The organism is Shouchella patagoniensis (assembly GCF_002019705.1).
Classification (GTDB): Bacteria; Bacillota; Bacilli; order Bacillales; family Bacillaceae_D; genus Shouchella; species Shouchella patagoniensis.
On sequence record NZ_KV917377.1, the window covers coordinates 1,527,398 to 1,541,529 of the forward strand.

The following is a 14,132-nucleotide window of genomic DNA, read 5'->3' on the forward strand; positions in this document are numbered from 1 at the left end:
CTCCCTATCCTGTATAATAAATCTATATGATTAATAATTATACATAAATAGAACCCATTTGGGAATCATTATTTCTCATATTCATTTTCCTGCCATAACCTTGAGGTGGAAATCAATTTACTCCCCTCAAACTCAAGTTTGTAAATATCGGGCATTGTCAACGACTTCCAAAACGAATAATCAAACCTTTTATCGAAATAGTTCATAATTAAAACCATCATATTACCGTGAGTGCCAATAACAATCTTTTTATTCCTATATTCATTCAACAACTGTAATGTCGCGTTAACTCCCCGCTTCTGTGCGTCTTTATTTGATTCTCCACCTTCCCAGGCAAAATATCGCCCGCACATATGGGCTTGAGTAAAAGTGGTCTATCTTTTCAGTTTTTAATTGCAGTGCGACATTCTTCGCTGCCTCCAGTCCCTCCTTTGATAATGGTCGCCCTCGTTCACCGGGCGTGAATACCGAATGGGCATGCCTCACAAAATAAAGAGTCGTCATTACAAAACCATCTCCCTTTCAAACAGCTCATAAATTTAATTACAACATGTTAGTTAGAAGTATATAAAAAATAGTAATGTATTATCACAAATAGTCTTGAGAAATTTTCTCGAAACAAAAATGCCTTTAAAACATGTTTATGTTTTAAAGGCATTTATATGGAGACGGTGGGAATTGAACCCACGTCCAGAGATAACGACACTTACGCTTCTACGAGCGTAGTCTTTGTATTAGCATTTCACTAACACTTCAGCCCAAAGACAGGCTTCCGTGTAGCTAGCCTGATTAGTCTCTTCCTTCTCCCTCAGGCGGAGAGAGAAAGGCGTATCCCACTATAAGTGAGTCTCAACCACTCCACATGGGCGATGGAGAGGAGAGACCGCTTAGCTTATGCAGCTAAAGCGAAGTTGTTGTTTTCTTTGCCAGTTAATTGGCTTGTGCGTTTTATCGAGGCCGACCCCTCGGCTCGCAACGTAAGCACGACCTATCCCTGTCGAATCCAAAACGTCCCCCGGTTTTGGTAAATCCAAAGCTTTATGCTTGGATCTTTCATTATACTACATTTAGCTTAAAAATCAAGTGTTAGCCTTTCATCCGTTCTTTAATTGCTCTATCCATTTCACGCTTAGCATCTTTGCGCTTTAATGTCTCACGCTTATCGTAATTCTTTTTCCCTTTTGCTAAACCAATTAATACTTTTGCAAAACCATTTTTAATATATACTTTTAAAGGCACGACTGAATAACCTTGTTGCTGCGTCTGCCCAATCAATGTGTTAATCTGCTTTTTATGCAATAAAAGTTTACGAGCACGAGTTGGTTCATGGTTATAACGATTCCCTTGCTCATATTCACCAATGTGTGCATTATGCAAATATGCTTCACCGCTTTTGATGCGTGCAAATGAATCTTTTAAATTCATTTTACCTGCACGGATTGCCTTTATTTCTGTGCCTGTTAAGACAAGACCAGCCTCGTATGTTTCTTCAATAAAGTAGTCGTGGCGTGCCTTCTTGTTTTGAGCTACTACTTTTCCCTCTGTGCCTGTCATGAGTACACCTACATCTTTCTGACGTCTTTCTTTTATCGTACCAACGACAGATCCTTACGTCAATTGATAAAGAGCTAGGAAGTCCGTGAGTAAATGGACTTCCTCTCTCCTTTTAAAATCGTGAGCGTCTTTTTTTGCGTTTAAATAATTGATCTAATGCGACGAGCTTACTGCCATTTAACAACAAGAGAAGTGACACTGTAAGCAAAATTAAATCTAATTCATAACCTCCTAAGAACCCAGCTTCGGCTTTTGCCGTAAAGATAGCCGTAACCATCACTATCGAAAAGATCGCGCCAAAAAGACGAGTACCTAGTCCAAGAATTAGAGCTAAGCCGCCAATAATTTCAACAATAGCAACAACTCCCGCCATCACCGCAGGAGCTGGAATACCAAGTGATTCAAAGAATTCTCCTGTTCCTTCAATACCTCCATGGAACTTATCGAGGCCGTGAATGAGAAAAGTAATTCCTGTAACCAATCGCACAAGTAAAATACCAATTTCCGTTTTCATCATAATTCTCCTCCCTTTACTAGTAGTGTAAATGGGAGAAGGTGATGATACAAGCAGGTTCATTTACGAAACTGTCGGATGTCCTAAACTAGCTAAGGATATCGAACTAGAGACGATTATGATTTCTTTTTATTGCGGCGTCCTTTTTTTCGTTTTGCACTTGGCGCATTTTCATAAAAAGCTTTTTTCTTACGCTTTGCACCCGTGCGATTTCCATCTTTTTTTGGATCTCCAGTCAAACGAGTTCGTGGATTACTTTTCTCCCCTCCACGTTCTCTCCGGTCACCACCTTCTATCACTTTTGGTCGATCTGATGATTTACGACTTTTTCTTTTCTTCATTCCAACAATCTCAAAATCAACGGAAGCTTCTTCCACGTTAACATTTACGACCCGTATGTCTAGCTCATCACCAATACGAAACACATTGCCACTTCTTTCACCTATCATTGCATAATGTTTTTGATCATAGTGATAGTAGTCATCTGTTAAATAGCTGACATGTACTAGCCCTTCTACCGTATTTTCAAGTTCAACGAACAAACCAAAATTCGTCACACCACTAATCATACCAGTGAATTCTTCTCCAACCTTATCTTGCATGTATTGGGCTTTCTTCACATTATCTGTATCTCGTTCTGCATCAACGGCTCTGCGCTCCATATCAGATGCATGAGCTGTCAATCCAGGTAATATCTCCTGCCATTTTCCACGCGTCTTTGCATCGGTTTTTCCTTGAATTAAATACGTACGAATTAAACGGTGAACAAGTAAATCAGGATATCGGCGAATTGGTGATGTGAAATGAGTATAGAACTCTGCAGATAATCCGAAGTGTCCAATAGAATTCACATCGTATTTCGCTTGCTTCATTGAACGGAGCATTACTCGACTGATAATTGTCTCTTCTGGTTCTCCAGAGATTTCTTTCAGAAGCGATTGTAATGCACGAGGGTGAACCGTATTTGTTGTTCCTCTTACTACATAACCAAAGCCAGTTATAAATTCAAGAAATGACTCAAACTTTGCGGCATCGGGATCTTCGTGAATTCTGTAAACAAAAGGAAGTTTCATCCAGTGAAAATGCTCTGCGACTGTTTCATTTGCTGCAAGCATAAATTCTTCAATTAGCTTCTCCGCAACCGAGCGCTCACGTAAAACAACATCTTTAGGCGTACCATCCTCTTCAACAAGCACTTTTGCTTCTTTAAAATCAAAGTCAATCGCTCCGCGTCCAAATCGTTTGCCACGCAAAATCGCAGCTAACTGCTCCATATCTTCAAACATGGGTACAAGCATTGCATAGCGATCACGCAGTTCCTGATCTTGTTCCGTTAAAATTTTATTTACGTCACTATATGTCATTCGCTCTGTTGTCTTAATCACACTTTGATAAATCTCGTGATTGACTACTCCACCATTTTCATCAATTTCCATATTACATGAAAGTGTTAAGCGATCCACTTTGGGATTTAAGCTACAAATTCCATTTGAAAGACGATGAGGAATCATCGGAATCACTCGGTCAACCAAGTAAACACTCGTAGCTCGTTCTGATGCATCTTTGTCAATTGGTGAATCCTCTTTTACATAATGAGTTACATCCGCAATATGAACACCTAGTAAATAGTTTCCGTTAGGAAGTTTTTTCACTTGAACGGCATCATCCAAATCTTTTGCATCAGCACCATCAATCGTGACAATCACTTCATTTCGCAAATCGCGACGATCTTTTAAATCGCTATCTGCAATTGTATCAGGTACGTTTTCTGCTTGGGAAAGAGCCTCCTCCGAGAAACTTTGAGGAATGCTATATTTATAAATAATTGAAAGAATATCCATACCTGGATCATTTTTATGTCCCAGTACTTCTTTCACTTCAGCTTCTCCACCAAATCTCCCTTCAGGATATTTGGTAATTGTTGCAATCACTTTATGACCATCTGCTGCTCCTTTTCCTTTTGAAACAAGGAAATCAGCACTAATGCGCTTATCATCTGCAACAATTAATGCATAAGACGGAAACTCTTTATATTCTCCAACGATTTCAGTCACTTTACGCTCGACGATGCGGATTACTTTCCCTTCCGAGCGTGACCCACTTGAGCGTTCATCAATACGTACAAGAACAATGTCCCCGTTCATAGCTCCCGAAAGCGCTCCTTGAGGTACATACACATCTTCATCACCTTCATCAGGTATAACAAAAGCAAAACCTTTTGCGTGTCCCTGTACTCGGCCACGTATTAGATTCATCTTTTCTGGGATACCATAGCGATTTGTTCTTGTCCGTACAATTTTTCCTGTTTCTTCAAGTTCATTTAAAACTTGAATTAATTCTTTGAATGCGCCGCTTGAACTAATTTCAAACCGTTCCTCTAATTCTTCAACTGTGACCGGTTTCTTTGCCTCTTCTTCAAAATAAGCAAGCACATTTTCTTGTTTTATCTGGTCAGACATTGTTTCACTCCTTTTCGTTCTTCTTAATAGTTAGTTTGACCAATCTAATTCATTTAAAAACTGCAAAATATCTTGATGGAGCTGTTCTTTCTCATCTCCAAGGGTAATCACATGCGTAGAATGTTCATACCATTTAATTTCTTTATCATCTGTTTCAATTTCTTCGTAAATGATGGACGCACTTTCGATATCAATCATCTCATCATGACGAGCTTGGACAACAAAGGCCGGTGAGTAAATCAAATCTAACTCACTTCTCACATCGTCCATTAGCTGACGTAATTTATACAGCGGCTCCATTGATGTTTGTTTTAGTTTTGACAGTTCGGTTTCAATTGTTTCCGAATCTTTCTTTTCCAAGGTTTTGTATTCTTTAGAATAACGCAGAAAACCTTTTTTGATCGCTTCCTCCGTTTTTGGACGTACAGGGGCACACATAGAAACTATTCCCTTAACCGGCTTTGAAAAACCTAATTTTAAAGAAAAAACGCCACCAAGTGATAAACCACATACAGCAATTTCTTCGTAGCCTTCATTTTTTAACTGTTCATATGCCTTTTCGACATCTTCCCACCAGTCTTCAGGGCTATAGGTTACTAATTCTTCCGGAGGCACCCCATGACCACGATACAAAGGTGCATGGCATGTGTAGCCTTCTTTTTGCAAAAAGCGGCCGAGCATTCGTACATCCGCTGTCGTCCCTGTAAAACCGTGCAAAAGCAAAACTGCACGGTTTCCTCCTTCAAATGTAAACGGCTTAGGTGCAACTAATTTCATGATGTTTTGTCCTTTCTAACTCAATCTGAAATGAGGAATATTTTAATTTCTTCAATCACTTTATCTGTTTCAAATCCATGGCAAATCATATGTCTTGATCGTTTCATCACTTTCAACTCTTTTCGCTCAGACTCAATTACATCATAGAGATGGTAAGCAGATTTTAATGGAACTAACCCATCTAACTCTCCTTGTATAATGAGTGTCGGCACATTCACCTTACTTGCATATGGCTTTGTTTTTTGTATGAGTTGCAAAAACTGACCGACGGCTGCAAAAGGAGTTTCTCTAAACTTCTGTTCATAAAGTTCGATTAATTGATCTTCTTCTTGACTCCCTGTTAAATGGTACCTAATTGCACCAAACATATCTTTTAAAAACTGCTTAGGATTCAAATAATGTGCGGCTGCATTAAGTAGTACTAATTTATGAATTGGGTACCGTGCAGCAATATAACTCGCGAGCATGCCCCCCATCGAAAAGCCGATTACATAAAGCGTTTCGCACCTTTTTTCAAGCTCTTCGATGGCAACTTCAACCGTTAATACCCACTCTTCATAGCTTGCTGACTTTAATTTCGTTAAGTCTTCTCCATGGCCTGGCAGTAAGGGCGTATACACAAGCCAACCTTCAAGTTCTGATAATGCATTAGATACTGGCTCCACTTCCCACGGGTCTCCAGTAAAACCATGTATACATAAGCAACCGATCAATGAAATTCCCCTCTCTACAATGAATAAATTGTTGCTAATCGTTCAAACGAACGCATTTTTTCTTTAAAATCATAGATATTGCAGAGAACTAGGAATTGATCAGAACCAATTCTTGCAGATAGCTTATCGAGTTCTTTCTTTACTGTCATAGGCGAGCCAACAATCATCCGTTTTCGATTAACCTTTATTCGCTCCAGCTCTTTATTTGTCAATCTCTTTGAGCCAGCTCCTTTTGGAACTCGGCTATCCAAACCTTTTTCAGTCTGTAAAAGCCACCAGTCTTGACTTTTTGCAAGACGCTCAGCGTGCTCATCCGTTTCCCCGCAAACAATAAAAACAGCTGTAAGTGCCTCTAATCTTTTTAGTAGCCCTGTTTTAAACGAGTTGCGATACGCCTCATGAGCGGCAATTACTTGATCAGGCTCAATAAAATACCCATGGACAAATCCAAGACCTCTGTTTCCAGCTTCTATTGCACTGTTTTCTCCTAACCCTAACACAAACAATTGTTGTGGTTCTTGTGTTTGAGGAGAAGCCGAAATCATGTTGTGCCTTTTGTTTTGGATCCATTCGACAACGTCATCAACTTTCTGCCAAAACAAATCTAATTCAGCTTTCTTTTCATTCGCAAGAGCAAACCTAATCTTCTCTGTCCCTCCAGGTGAACGTCCAACTCCTCCATCAATTCTTCCCGGAAACATCGCTTGCAATTGCTTTAATTGAGATGCCACCTTGTATGCGCTATATTGAGGTAATAAAATTCCGCCGGAGCCCACATGAATACGTGCCGTTTGTGCTGCCGCCGCTGCCATCAATAATTCTGGAGAGCTTGAGGCGAGGCCTTTGGTCCCATGATGCTCTGCAAACCAATATCGTTCATAGCCCCATATTTCCGCCTTTTGCACCAATAACATCGTTTGGGCTATTGATTCTTCCGCTGTTTGCCCTGCTGAAATAGGTACTTGATCTAGAATGCTTAATCGCACGGTCTTATTCACCTCTCCATGCGAGTTTTCCTTTTTTAAGGGCATTTCAAACACCAAAACTTAAAAAAACACCTGGGACGTGTCCAGGTGTTTCAGCCTTGCTTTATAAGTAGTACGCATTTGCTCCAGTTAATATAAAAAACAAAACAGCTAGCACAATTGTTGCACGATGCAAGACTGCATCAAGCCCACGAGCTTTTTGCTTCCCGAGCAACTGTTCAGCTCCTCCGGAAATTGCTCCAGATAATCCCGAGCTTCGACCTGGCTGCAACAATACGACCGTTACTAATAAAACAGAAACAATAATTAATGCGATCATTAAAAACAATTGCATGAAAACACCTCCACGAACACATTCAGTATGACTAGTTTAGCACAAACAACACTTGGAAAACAATAGGCTAGTTTTTTAGCCTGTTCAGCTTCTTTTCCCAATTACTAATTGCTGCCTCTGAATCATTTAGTTCGTAGACGACACTACTCTTGATTTTCGCATAAGGAGCCTGGTCAACTTTTACATGTACCACGTTTCCCGTTAAAATCGCGAGGTCTTCTACCTCTGTCACTTGTTTAATCAAAAGCTGGATATCATAAGCCTTCGGCGGTAAGACCAGCATCAAAGTCGTCTGCTTAGATCGTATTGTATTTTCGACAGTTGTTGTACTTGGCCAAAGACCAATCCGCAATTCAGAAGGTCCTCTGGATAACACTTCCCCCACACTTAACATTGCTTTATACGGAAAACCATCTTTTCCGACTGTCATAAAATGCATCGCGGTATGCTGTTTTTCTTCTAATTGTTTACCATCTAAAAAAGCAACCACTTCTTTTGGCAGTTGATTCAATGTTTCTGCCTCCCCTTAAAGTCCATCCCAGCGTTTCGCATTTGGATGGTGAATGCCAAACTGATCCAAAGCTCGATAAACCAGATGATCAATCATATCATCAATCGATTGCGGCTTATTATAAAAAGCTGGAACAGGTGGGAAAATTGTCGCACCCATCCGCGACAGTTCTGTCATATTTTCCAAATGAATTGTATTAAAAGGGGTCTCTCTAGTCATTAAAAGGAGAGGTTTCCGCTCTTTTAACATTACATCCGCAGCTCTAGCAACTAAATTATCCGCTAACCCTATTCGAATGGATGCCAATGTTTTCATTGAACAAGGGGCAATCACCATTCCATCTACACGCATTGAACCGCTCGATATGCGTGCAGCTTGGTCGTTAGGAGAATAGGAGTAGTCAGCCAGTTGTTCTACTTGCTTACTATTATATTCTGTTTCATGGGCAATCGTCACTGCAGCCCACTTCGACAGAACAACATGAGTTTCTACATTGGTTTCTTTTAATGCTTCCAGCATTCTTATCCCAAAGGGCGCCCCAGTTGCGCCCGTAATAGCTACAATTAATTTCATCTCTTTGCTCCTAATCGTTCCATCATCTTTAAACTATTATAACGTTTTAAGAGCTTCAGAAAAAGACAAGCGTCTTTTCCTTATACTTTAATGCGTAATATTTATAATGAATATCCACTATAGAATTACCAATTAGCAATTTAAAAGAACTTGCACAACCACTGTGTCTTTATATTATTACTAGCTTCATCAACTACTATTTATTCCTCGATTGTCATACCAAATCGTATATATCAACTTCTTAGGCTTTCTTAACACTATTTTTATATCGGTTAACTTTGTCTTTTTCATCTGCATTCCTTCGTATTCAATAAGAGCTGTGACTTCTCTTAAGTGTAATCTGAGATGAGTTGTAATCGATGACCCGTCATTAGTCCACTCTATATACGACCAATCCACACCTATACAACTCTTTCCAAACTGAAGGTTAATAAAAAAACACTCCTTATATTAGACTTGGTCTAACACATTGAAGCGTCCATCAACTGCTTATCTTATTTAAAATTCAAGTTGTACCCTTTCTCTTCAAAATAACGCTCTTTTAATTGATGTTTTTTTGAATTAAACTTAATTTTATAAATGGATCTAAGCGATTTGTAACGACATATTTATTTTCTGATAACCTCAATATAAACACCAAATACAATTAAGGGAAATACCTTTTAAATATTGGGAAATTTTCTTTTCATTCCTTATTCTTGTTAAATTTTATTTTCAAAATAATTTGTAATTTATATAAAAACAAAAACCCCTAGCCTTCTATGCAGCAAGCTACATAATCATTAAGGGGTTTTTGTTTCAAACACAAATGACCTGTGGAGCTGTCCCATTTGCCTAGAGAATTAATAAAGCTTTAAGGGAGTTAGCTACATGTCATTTTTTACTTGTTCAAGTTATAAAACGATTTTAATCCTTTGTATTGCGCAAGATCAGCAAGTTCATCTTCGATACGAAGAAGCTGATTGTATTTAGCTACGCGGTCTGTACGAGAAGGTGCACCTGTTTTAATCTGTCCAGCATTAGTCGCCACAGCAATGTCTGCAATTGTTGCATCTTCTGTTTCACCAGAACGGTGAGAAATTACAGCTGTGTATCCAGCACGTTTCGCCATCTCGATTGCATCAAAAGTTTCCGTTAATGTCCCGATTTGGTTTACTTTGATTAAAATTGAATTACTAATTCCTTTTTCAATTCCTTCAGATAGCTTCTTCGTGTTTGTTACAAACAAATCATCACCAACAAGTTGAACTTTATCGCCAAGGCGCTCCGTCAACAATTTGTGGCCATCCCAGTCATTTTCGTCAAGGCCATCTTCAATTGAGATGATTGGATATTTAGAAACAAGCTCTGCGTAGAAATCAACCATTTCTTCAGAAGTAAGCACTTTGCCTTCGCCAGAAAGATGATATTTTCCATCTTCTTTATTAAATAGCTCTGAAGAAGCAACGTCCATAGCAAGTTGTACTTGTTCACCTGGCTTGTAACCAGCTTTCTCAATTGCTTCAATAATTGTCGATAACGCTTCTTCATTTGAAGAAAGGTTTGGAGCGAATCCGCCTTCGTCACCAACAGCTGTATTGTAACCTTTTGATTTAAGGACTGATTTTAAGTTATGGAAGATTTCTGCTCCCATACGTAGCGCTTCTTTAAAGCTTTCAGCACCAACAGGCATCACCATAAATTCTTGAATATCTACGTTGTTATCAGCATGCTCTCCACCATTGATGATATTCATCATTGGTACTGGAAGTTGCTTCGCATTGAACCCACCAAGGTAAACGTAAAGTGGAAGGTCAAGTGCATTTGCTGCAGCATGAGCTGCCGCCATTGATACACCTAAAATTGCATTTGCACCAAAATTTCCTTTGTTTTCTGTTCCATCAAGATCAATCATCAGACGATCAATTCCAATTTGATCAAGAACGTTCTCACCAATTAGTTCAGGTCCAATTTTTTCATTGACGTTTTCAACTGCTTTTTCAACGCCTTTGCCCATATAACGGTCGCCGCCGTCACGAAGTTCAACTGCTTCATACTCACCAGTTGATGCGCCGCTTGGAACAAGTGCGCGTCCCATAACGCCAGATTCAAGATGTACTTCTACTTCTACAGTTGGGTTACCACGTGAATCAAGAACTTCACGAGCGTAAACATCAGAAATAATTGTCATACGTATTCACTCCTAATAAGTTAGATTATTTTTTTAAAGTCTTTCCAGTCATTTCTTCTGGCTTGTCCGCGCCAAGAAGGTCAAGCACTGTAGGTGCTAAATCTGCTAAGATACCGTCTTCACGGAGAGTTACTCCCTCTTCCGTCACAATAACAGGAACAATGTTTGTTGTATGAGCAGTCATCGGATTTCCTTCGAGTGTCACAACTTCATCTGCGTTTCCATGGTCCGCAGTGATAACAGCAGCGCCACCTTTTTCAATAATCGCATCCACAACGCGTCCTAAACATTCGTCAACCGCTTCAATCGCTTTGATCGTTGGCTCGAGCATACCTGAATGACCAACCATATCAGGGTTAGCGAAGTTTAAGATAATTGCATCATGTCGTTCTGCCTCAATATCTTCTACAAGTGCATCTGTTACTTCATACGCACTCATTTCAGGTTTTAAATCATAAGTTGCTACTTTAGGTGAATTAATTAAAATTCGGTCTTCACCTGGAAACTCTTCTTCTCGTCCACCACTGAAAAAGAAAGTTACATGCGGATACTTTTCAGTTTCAGCAATTCGAAGCTGTGAGTAATTTTGTTGAGAAAGGACTTCTCCCAACGTGTTATCTAAATTTGTTGGTTTAAACGCAACAAAGCCATCTACAGTTTCACTGAATTTCGTTAGACACACAAAGTGAAGGTTTGCAGGCATCTTCTCTCCACGTTCAAATCCTCGGAAATCTTTGTTCGTAAACACTTGTGCTAGTTGAATCGCACGGTCAGGACGGAAATTACAAAAAATCACGGCATCATCATCTTTAACGGTGGCCACCGGTGTTCCGTCTTCCTCTGTGATGACAGACGGAATAACGAATTCATCAACAATGTCGTTCTTGTAACTATCTTCCACAACCTCTATACCGTTCTTATAATCTGGTCCTTCACCATAAACCATTGCACGATATGATTTTTCAACACGATCCCATCGTTTGTCTCGATCCATCGCATAATATCGGCCATGAACAGTTGCAAGTTTCCCAATCCCAAGTTCGTCAAACTTCGCTTGTAGTCCTTGTATATACAACTCTGCAGAAGTCTGACCTACATCTCGACCATCAAGAAAACCATGGACATAGACTTGCTCTACTTCTTGTTGTTTAGCGAGCTCTAGCATTGCATATATATGTTCAATATGACTATGAATACCGCCATCTGAAAGCAAGCCATAAATATGCAAGGCTGATTTTTTCTCTTTCACATGATTCATCGCATGTAAGAAGGTTTCATTTTCAAAGAATTCTCCTTCTCGAATTGACAAGTTCACGCGCGTTAAGCTTTGATAAACAATGCGCCCAGCGCCAATATTCAAGTGACCCACTTCAGAATTACCCATTTGACCTTCAGGCAGTCCAACATATTCACTGTCTGCTCGAAGACTTGCATGGGGATATGAATTCCAGTAGCGGTCAAAATTCGGTTTTTTTGCAAGTGCAACCGCATTGCCTTTTTCTTCTTCACGAAGGCCAAAGCCATCAAGAATAATTAGAGCTACTGGCTTTTTGCTCATTTTGCTGCACCAGCCAATTCTTTAAAGGAATCAGCATCTAGGCTTGCTCCCCCAACTAATGCTCCATCAATGTCAGGTTGCGCCATATATTCCTTAATATTAGCAGGTTTTACACTACCACCATACTGAATACGAATTGCATCCGCAGCATCTTGAGAGAAATTCTTTGCCACAATGCGACGAACATGTGCACAAGCTTCATTCGCATCTTTTTCAGTTGCTGATTTCCCTGTACCAATTGCCCAAATCGGCTCATATGCAATAACAGTTCGCTTCACTTGTTCTTCGCTCAAGCCAGCAAGACCTTTTGCTACTTGATCTTCTACTATCGCTTCCATCTTACCAGACTCGCGCTCTTCATCTGTTTCTCCACAGCACATAATAGGAACAAGGCCGTGTGAAAATGCTGAATGAACTTTTTTATTTACTGATTCGTCCGTTTCAGCAAACAGTTCACGACGCTCTGAATGTCCAATAATGACATAAGAAACACCCAAATCTTGTAGAGCAACTGGACTAATTTCACCAGTAAACGCGCCACTTTCCTCAAAATGCATGTTTTGAGCACCAACTTCTAAATCTGTATCCTTTGTAGCAGTTACTAGGCGCTCTAAAAACAAGGCCGGTGCACATACAACTGTTTCAACAGCTGAACTTGTTGGAATATCTGCCTTAACAGACTCAACAAATGAAGTCGCTTCACCCATTGTTTTGTTCATTTTCCAGTTACCTGCAATAATCGGTTTACGCATTTTTCTTCACCCCAACTTTATTTTATCTTAAAACGTATCGAAGCGCTTATTTTTCTGATAGCGCTACAACACCAGGAAGTTCTTTACCTTCCATGAACTCAAGGCTCGCTCCGCCCCCAGTAGAAATATGACTCATTTTATCTGCCATTCCAAACTTCTCAACCGCTGCAGCAGAATCACCGCCACCAATGACAGAATACGTGTCACTAGAGTCTGCAAGGGCTTCACCAACTGCTTTTGTACCTTTTGCAAACGTATCTAATTCAAATACGCCCATTGGTCCGTTCCATATAACAAGCTTGGATTCCTTTAAGACCTTTGCATATGTTTCACGTGTTTTAGGTCCAATATCAAGAGCTTCCCAGTCAGAAGGAATATCTGTAATTGCTACCTCTTTTGTATTAGCATCGTCAGAGAAATCGTCTGCTACAACAACATCTTCAGGCATATAGAAATTAACACCTTTATCTTTTGCTTTCTGCATAAACGTCTTTGCTAAGTCAATTTTATCTTCTTCTAAAAGAGATTTTCCAACCTCATAGCCTTGTGCCTTTACAAATGTATAAGCAAGTCCACCACCAATAATGAGGTTATCAACCTTTTCTAACAGGTTATCAATTACACCAATTTTGTCTTTTACTTTTGCTCCACCAATTACTGCTGTGAAAGGGCGTTCTGGATTTTCAAGTGCTTTCCCAAGAACATCTAACTCTTTTTCCATTAAGAAACCAGCAGCTGAAGGAAGATGATGTGCAATTCCTTCTGTTGATGCGTGAGCTCGGTGAGCTGCACCGAATGCATCATTCACATAAATATCAGCAAGACTAGCAAAAGCTTTTGCTAACTCACCATCATTTTTTTCTTCGCCTGCATAAAAACGCACGTTTTCGAGTAAAGCCACTTCACCATCTTGAAGTGCTGCAGCAGCTTCTTTAGCAATAGTTCCGTGTGCTTCTTTAATCGCGTGCACTTCTTTTCCTAAAAGTTCTCCAAGACGTGTAGCAACCGGTGCTAAACGAAGCTCTTCAACTACTTCGCCTTTTGGACGACCAAGATGACTTGCAAGCAATACGCGTGCACCTTGTTCGCTTAAGTATTTGATTGTTGGAATTGCCGCTTTTATACGAGTAACATCCGTAATGACGCCATCTTTCATTGGAACATTAAAATCAACCCGACAAAATACCGTCTTCCCTTTAAATTCATAATCATGAAGTGTTTTCTTGTTCAT

Annotated in this window: 13 protein-coding genes, 1 other RNA gene and 1 pseudogene; all 15 read right to left on the reverse strand. The window is 39.8% G+C overall.

Annotated features, from left to right (window positions below; genetic code table 11):
- Window positions 1–68: 68 nt before the first annotated feature.
- The 15 genes and pseudogenes from BK584_RS08280 to BK584_RS08355 all read right to left on the reverse strand — a co-directional run bounded on the left by BK584_RS08280 (window position 69) and on the right by BK584_RS08355 (window position 14,132).
- A pseudogene (locus tag BK584_RS08280) lies at window positions 69–504 on the reverse strand (phosphoglycerate mutase family protein).
- Between the two features lie 156 nt (window positions 505–660).
- Window positions 661–1,016: a transfer-messenger RNA gene (gene ssrA, locus BK584_RS08285) on the reverse strand.
- Window positions 1,017–1,086: 70 nt separating this feature from the next.
- Window positions 1,087–1,554, reverse strand: coding sequence for an SsrA-binding protein SmpB (gene smpB, locus BK584_RS08290; RefSeq protein ID WP_078392171.1), 468 nt, complete (start codon window positions 1,552–1,554; stop codon window positions 1,087–1,089).
- A 112-nt stretch (window positions 1,555–1,666) separates the two neighbouring features.
- Window positions 1,667–2,071 carry a DoxX family protein gene (locus BK584_RS08295; protein ID WP_078392172.1) on the reverse strand — a complete coding sequence of 135 codons (405 nt, stop codon included), beginning with the start codon at window positions 2,069–2,071 and terminating at the stop codon, window positions 1,667–1,669.
- A gap of 113 nt (window positions 2,072–2,184) precedes the next feature.
- A complete protein-coding gene (gene rnr / locus BK584_RS08300) occupies window positions 2,185–4,527 on the reverse strand; it encodes a ribonuclease R (protein WP_078392173.1) in 2,343 nt (780 codons plus the stop codon).
- Between the two features lie 30 nt (window positions 4,528–4,557).
- On the reverse strand, window positions 4,558–5,304 hold the full coding sequence (locus BK584_RS08305) for an alpha/beta hydrolase (RefSeq protein ID WP_078392174.1): 747 nt from the start codon (window positions 5,302–5,304) through the stop codon (window positions 4,558–4,560).
- A gap of 20 nt (window positions 5,305–5,324) precedes the next feature.
- The gene (locus BK584_RS08310) at window positions 5,325–6,017 is read right to left on the reverse strand and encodes an alpha/beta hydrolase (RefSeq protein ID WP_078392175.1); all 693 of its coding nucleotides are present in this window, start codon (window positions 6,015–6,017) and stop codon (window positions 5,325–5,327) included.
- Window positions 6,018–6,031: 14 nt separating this feature from the next.
- Window positions 6,032–7,003: an LLM class flavin-dependent oxidoreductase gene (locus tag BK584_RS08315; protein ID WP_078395471.1), complete on the reverse strand. Its 972-nt coding sequence runs from the start codon at window positions 7,001–7,003 to the stop codon at window positions 6,032–6,034.
- 103 nt (window positions 7,004–7,106) lie between these two features.
- Window positions 7,107–7,337, reverse strand: coding sequence for a preprotein translocase subunit SecG (gene secG / locus BK584_RS08320; protein WP_054707790.1), 231 nt, complete (start codon window positions 7,335–7,337; stop codon window positions 7,107–7,109).
- A 67-nt stretch (window positions 7,338–7,404) separates the two neighbouring features.
- Window positions 7,405–7,848, reverse strand: coding sequence for a hypothetical protein (locus tag BK584_RS08325; protein WP_078392176.1), 444 nt, complete (start codon window positions 7,846–7,848; stop codon window positions 7,405–7,407).
- A 15-nt stretch (window positions 7,849–7,863) separates the two neighbouring features.
- Window positions 7,864–8,421 carry a non-oxidative hydroxyarylic acid decarboxylases subunit B gene (locus BK584_RS08330; RefSeq protein WP_078392177.1) on the reverse strand — a complete coding sequence of 186 codons (558 nt, stop codon included), beginning with the start codon at window positions 8,419–8,421 and terminating at the stop codon, window positions 7,864–7,866.
- Between the two features lie 880 nt (window positions 8,422–9,301).
- Window positions 9,302–10,591 (reverse strand): phosphopyruvate hydratase, encoded by a 1,290-nt coding sequence (gene eno, locus BK584_RS08340; protein WP_078392179.1) that lies wholly within the window; start codon window positions 10,589–10,591, stop codon window positions 9,302–9,304.
- Window positions 10,592–10,616: 25 nt separating this feature from the next.
- Window positions 10,617–12,149, reverse strand: coding sequence for a 2,3-bisphosphoglycerate-independent phosphoglycerate mutase (gene gpmI / locus BK584_RS08345; RefSeq protein WP_078392180.1), 1,533 nt, complete (start codon window positions 12,147–12,149; stop codon window positions 10,617–10,619).
- The gene (gene tpiA, locus BK584_RS08350; protein WP_078392181.1) at window positions 12,146–12,901 is read right to left on the reverse strand and encodes a triose-phosphate isomerase; all 756 of its coding nucleotides are present in this window, start codon (window positions 12,899–12,901) and stop codon (window positions 12,146–12,148) included. The genes gpmI and tpiA overlap by 4 nt, the downstream gene beginning before the upstream one ends.
- 46 nt (window positions 12,902–12,947) lie before the next feature.
- Window positions 12,948–14,132: a phosphoglycerate kinase gene (locus BK584_RS08355; RefSeq protein ID WP_078392182.1), complete on the reverse strand. Its 1,185-nt coding sequence runs from the start codon at window positions 14,130–14,132 to the stop codon at window positions 12,948–12,950.

What these genes read in the sequence shown, in the direction of transcription:
- smpB (WP_078392171.1), bottom strand. Translation starts at nt 1,554, where the DNA reads ATGACAGGCACAGAGGGAAAAGTAGTAGCTCAAAACAAGAAGGCACGC.
- BK584_RS08295 (WP_078392172.1), bottom strand. Translation starts at nt 2,071, where the DNA reads ATGATGAAAACGGAAATTGGTATTTTACTTGTGCGATTGGTTACAGGA.
- rnr (WP_078392173.1), bottom strand. Translation starts at nt 4,527, where the DNA reads ATGTCTGACCAGATAAAACAAGAAAATGTGCTTGCTTATTTTGAAGAA.
- BK584_RS08305 (WP_078392174.1), bottom strand. Translation starts at nt 5,304, where the DNA reads ATGAAATTAGTTGCACCTAAGCCGTTTACATTTGAAGGAGGAAACCGT.
- secG (WP_054707790.1), bottom strand. Translation starts at nt 7,337, where the DNA reads ATGCAATTGTTTTTAATGATCGCATTAATTATTGTTTCTGTTTTATTA.
- BK584_RS08330 (WP_078392177.1), bottom strand. Translation starts at nt 8,421, where the DNA reads ATGAAATTAATTGTAGCTATTACGGGCGCAACTGGGGCGCCCTTTGGG.
- eno (WP_078392179.1), bottom strand. Translation starts at nt 10,591, where the DNA reads ATGACAATTATTTCTGATGTTTACGCTCGTGAAGTTCTTGATTCACGT.
- gpmI (WP_078392180.1), bottom strand. Translation starts at nt 12,149, where the DNA reads ATGAGCAAAAAGCCAGTAGCTCTAATTATTCTTGATGGCTTTGGCCTT.
- tpiA (WP_078392181.1), bottom strand. Translation starts at nt 12,901, where the DNA reads ATGCGTAAACCGATTATTGCAGGTAACTGGAAAATGAACAAAACAATG.
- BK584_RS08355 (WP_078392182.1), bottom strand. Translation starts at nt 14,132, where the DNA reads ATGAACAAGAAAACACTTCATGATTATGAATTTAAAGGGAAGACGGTA.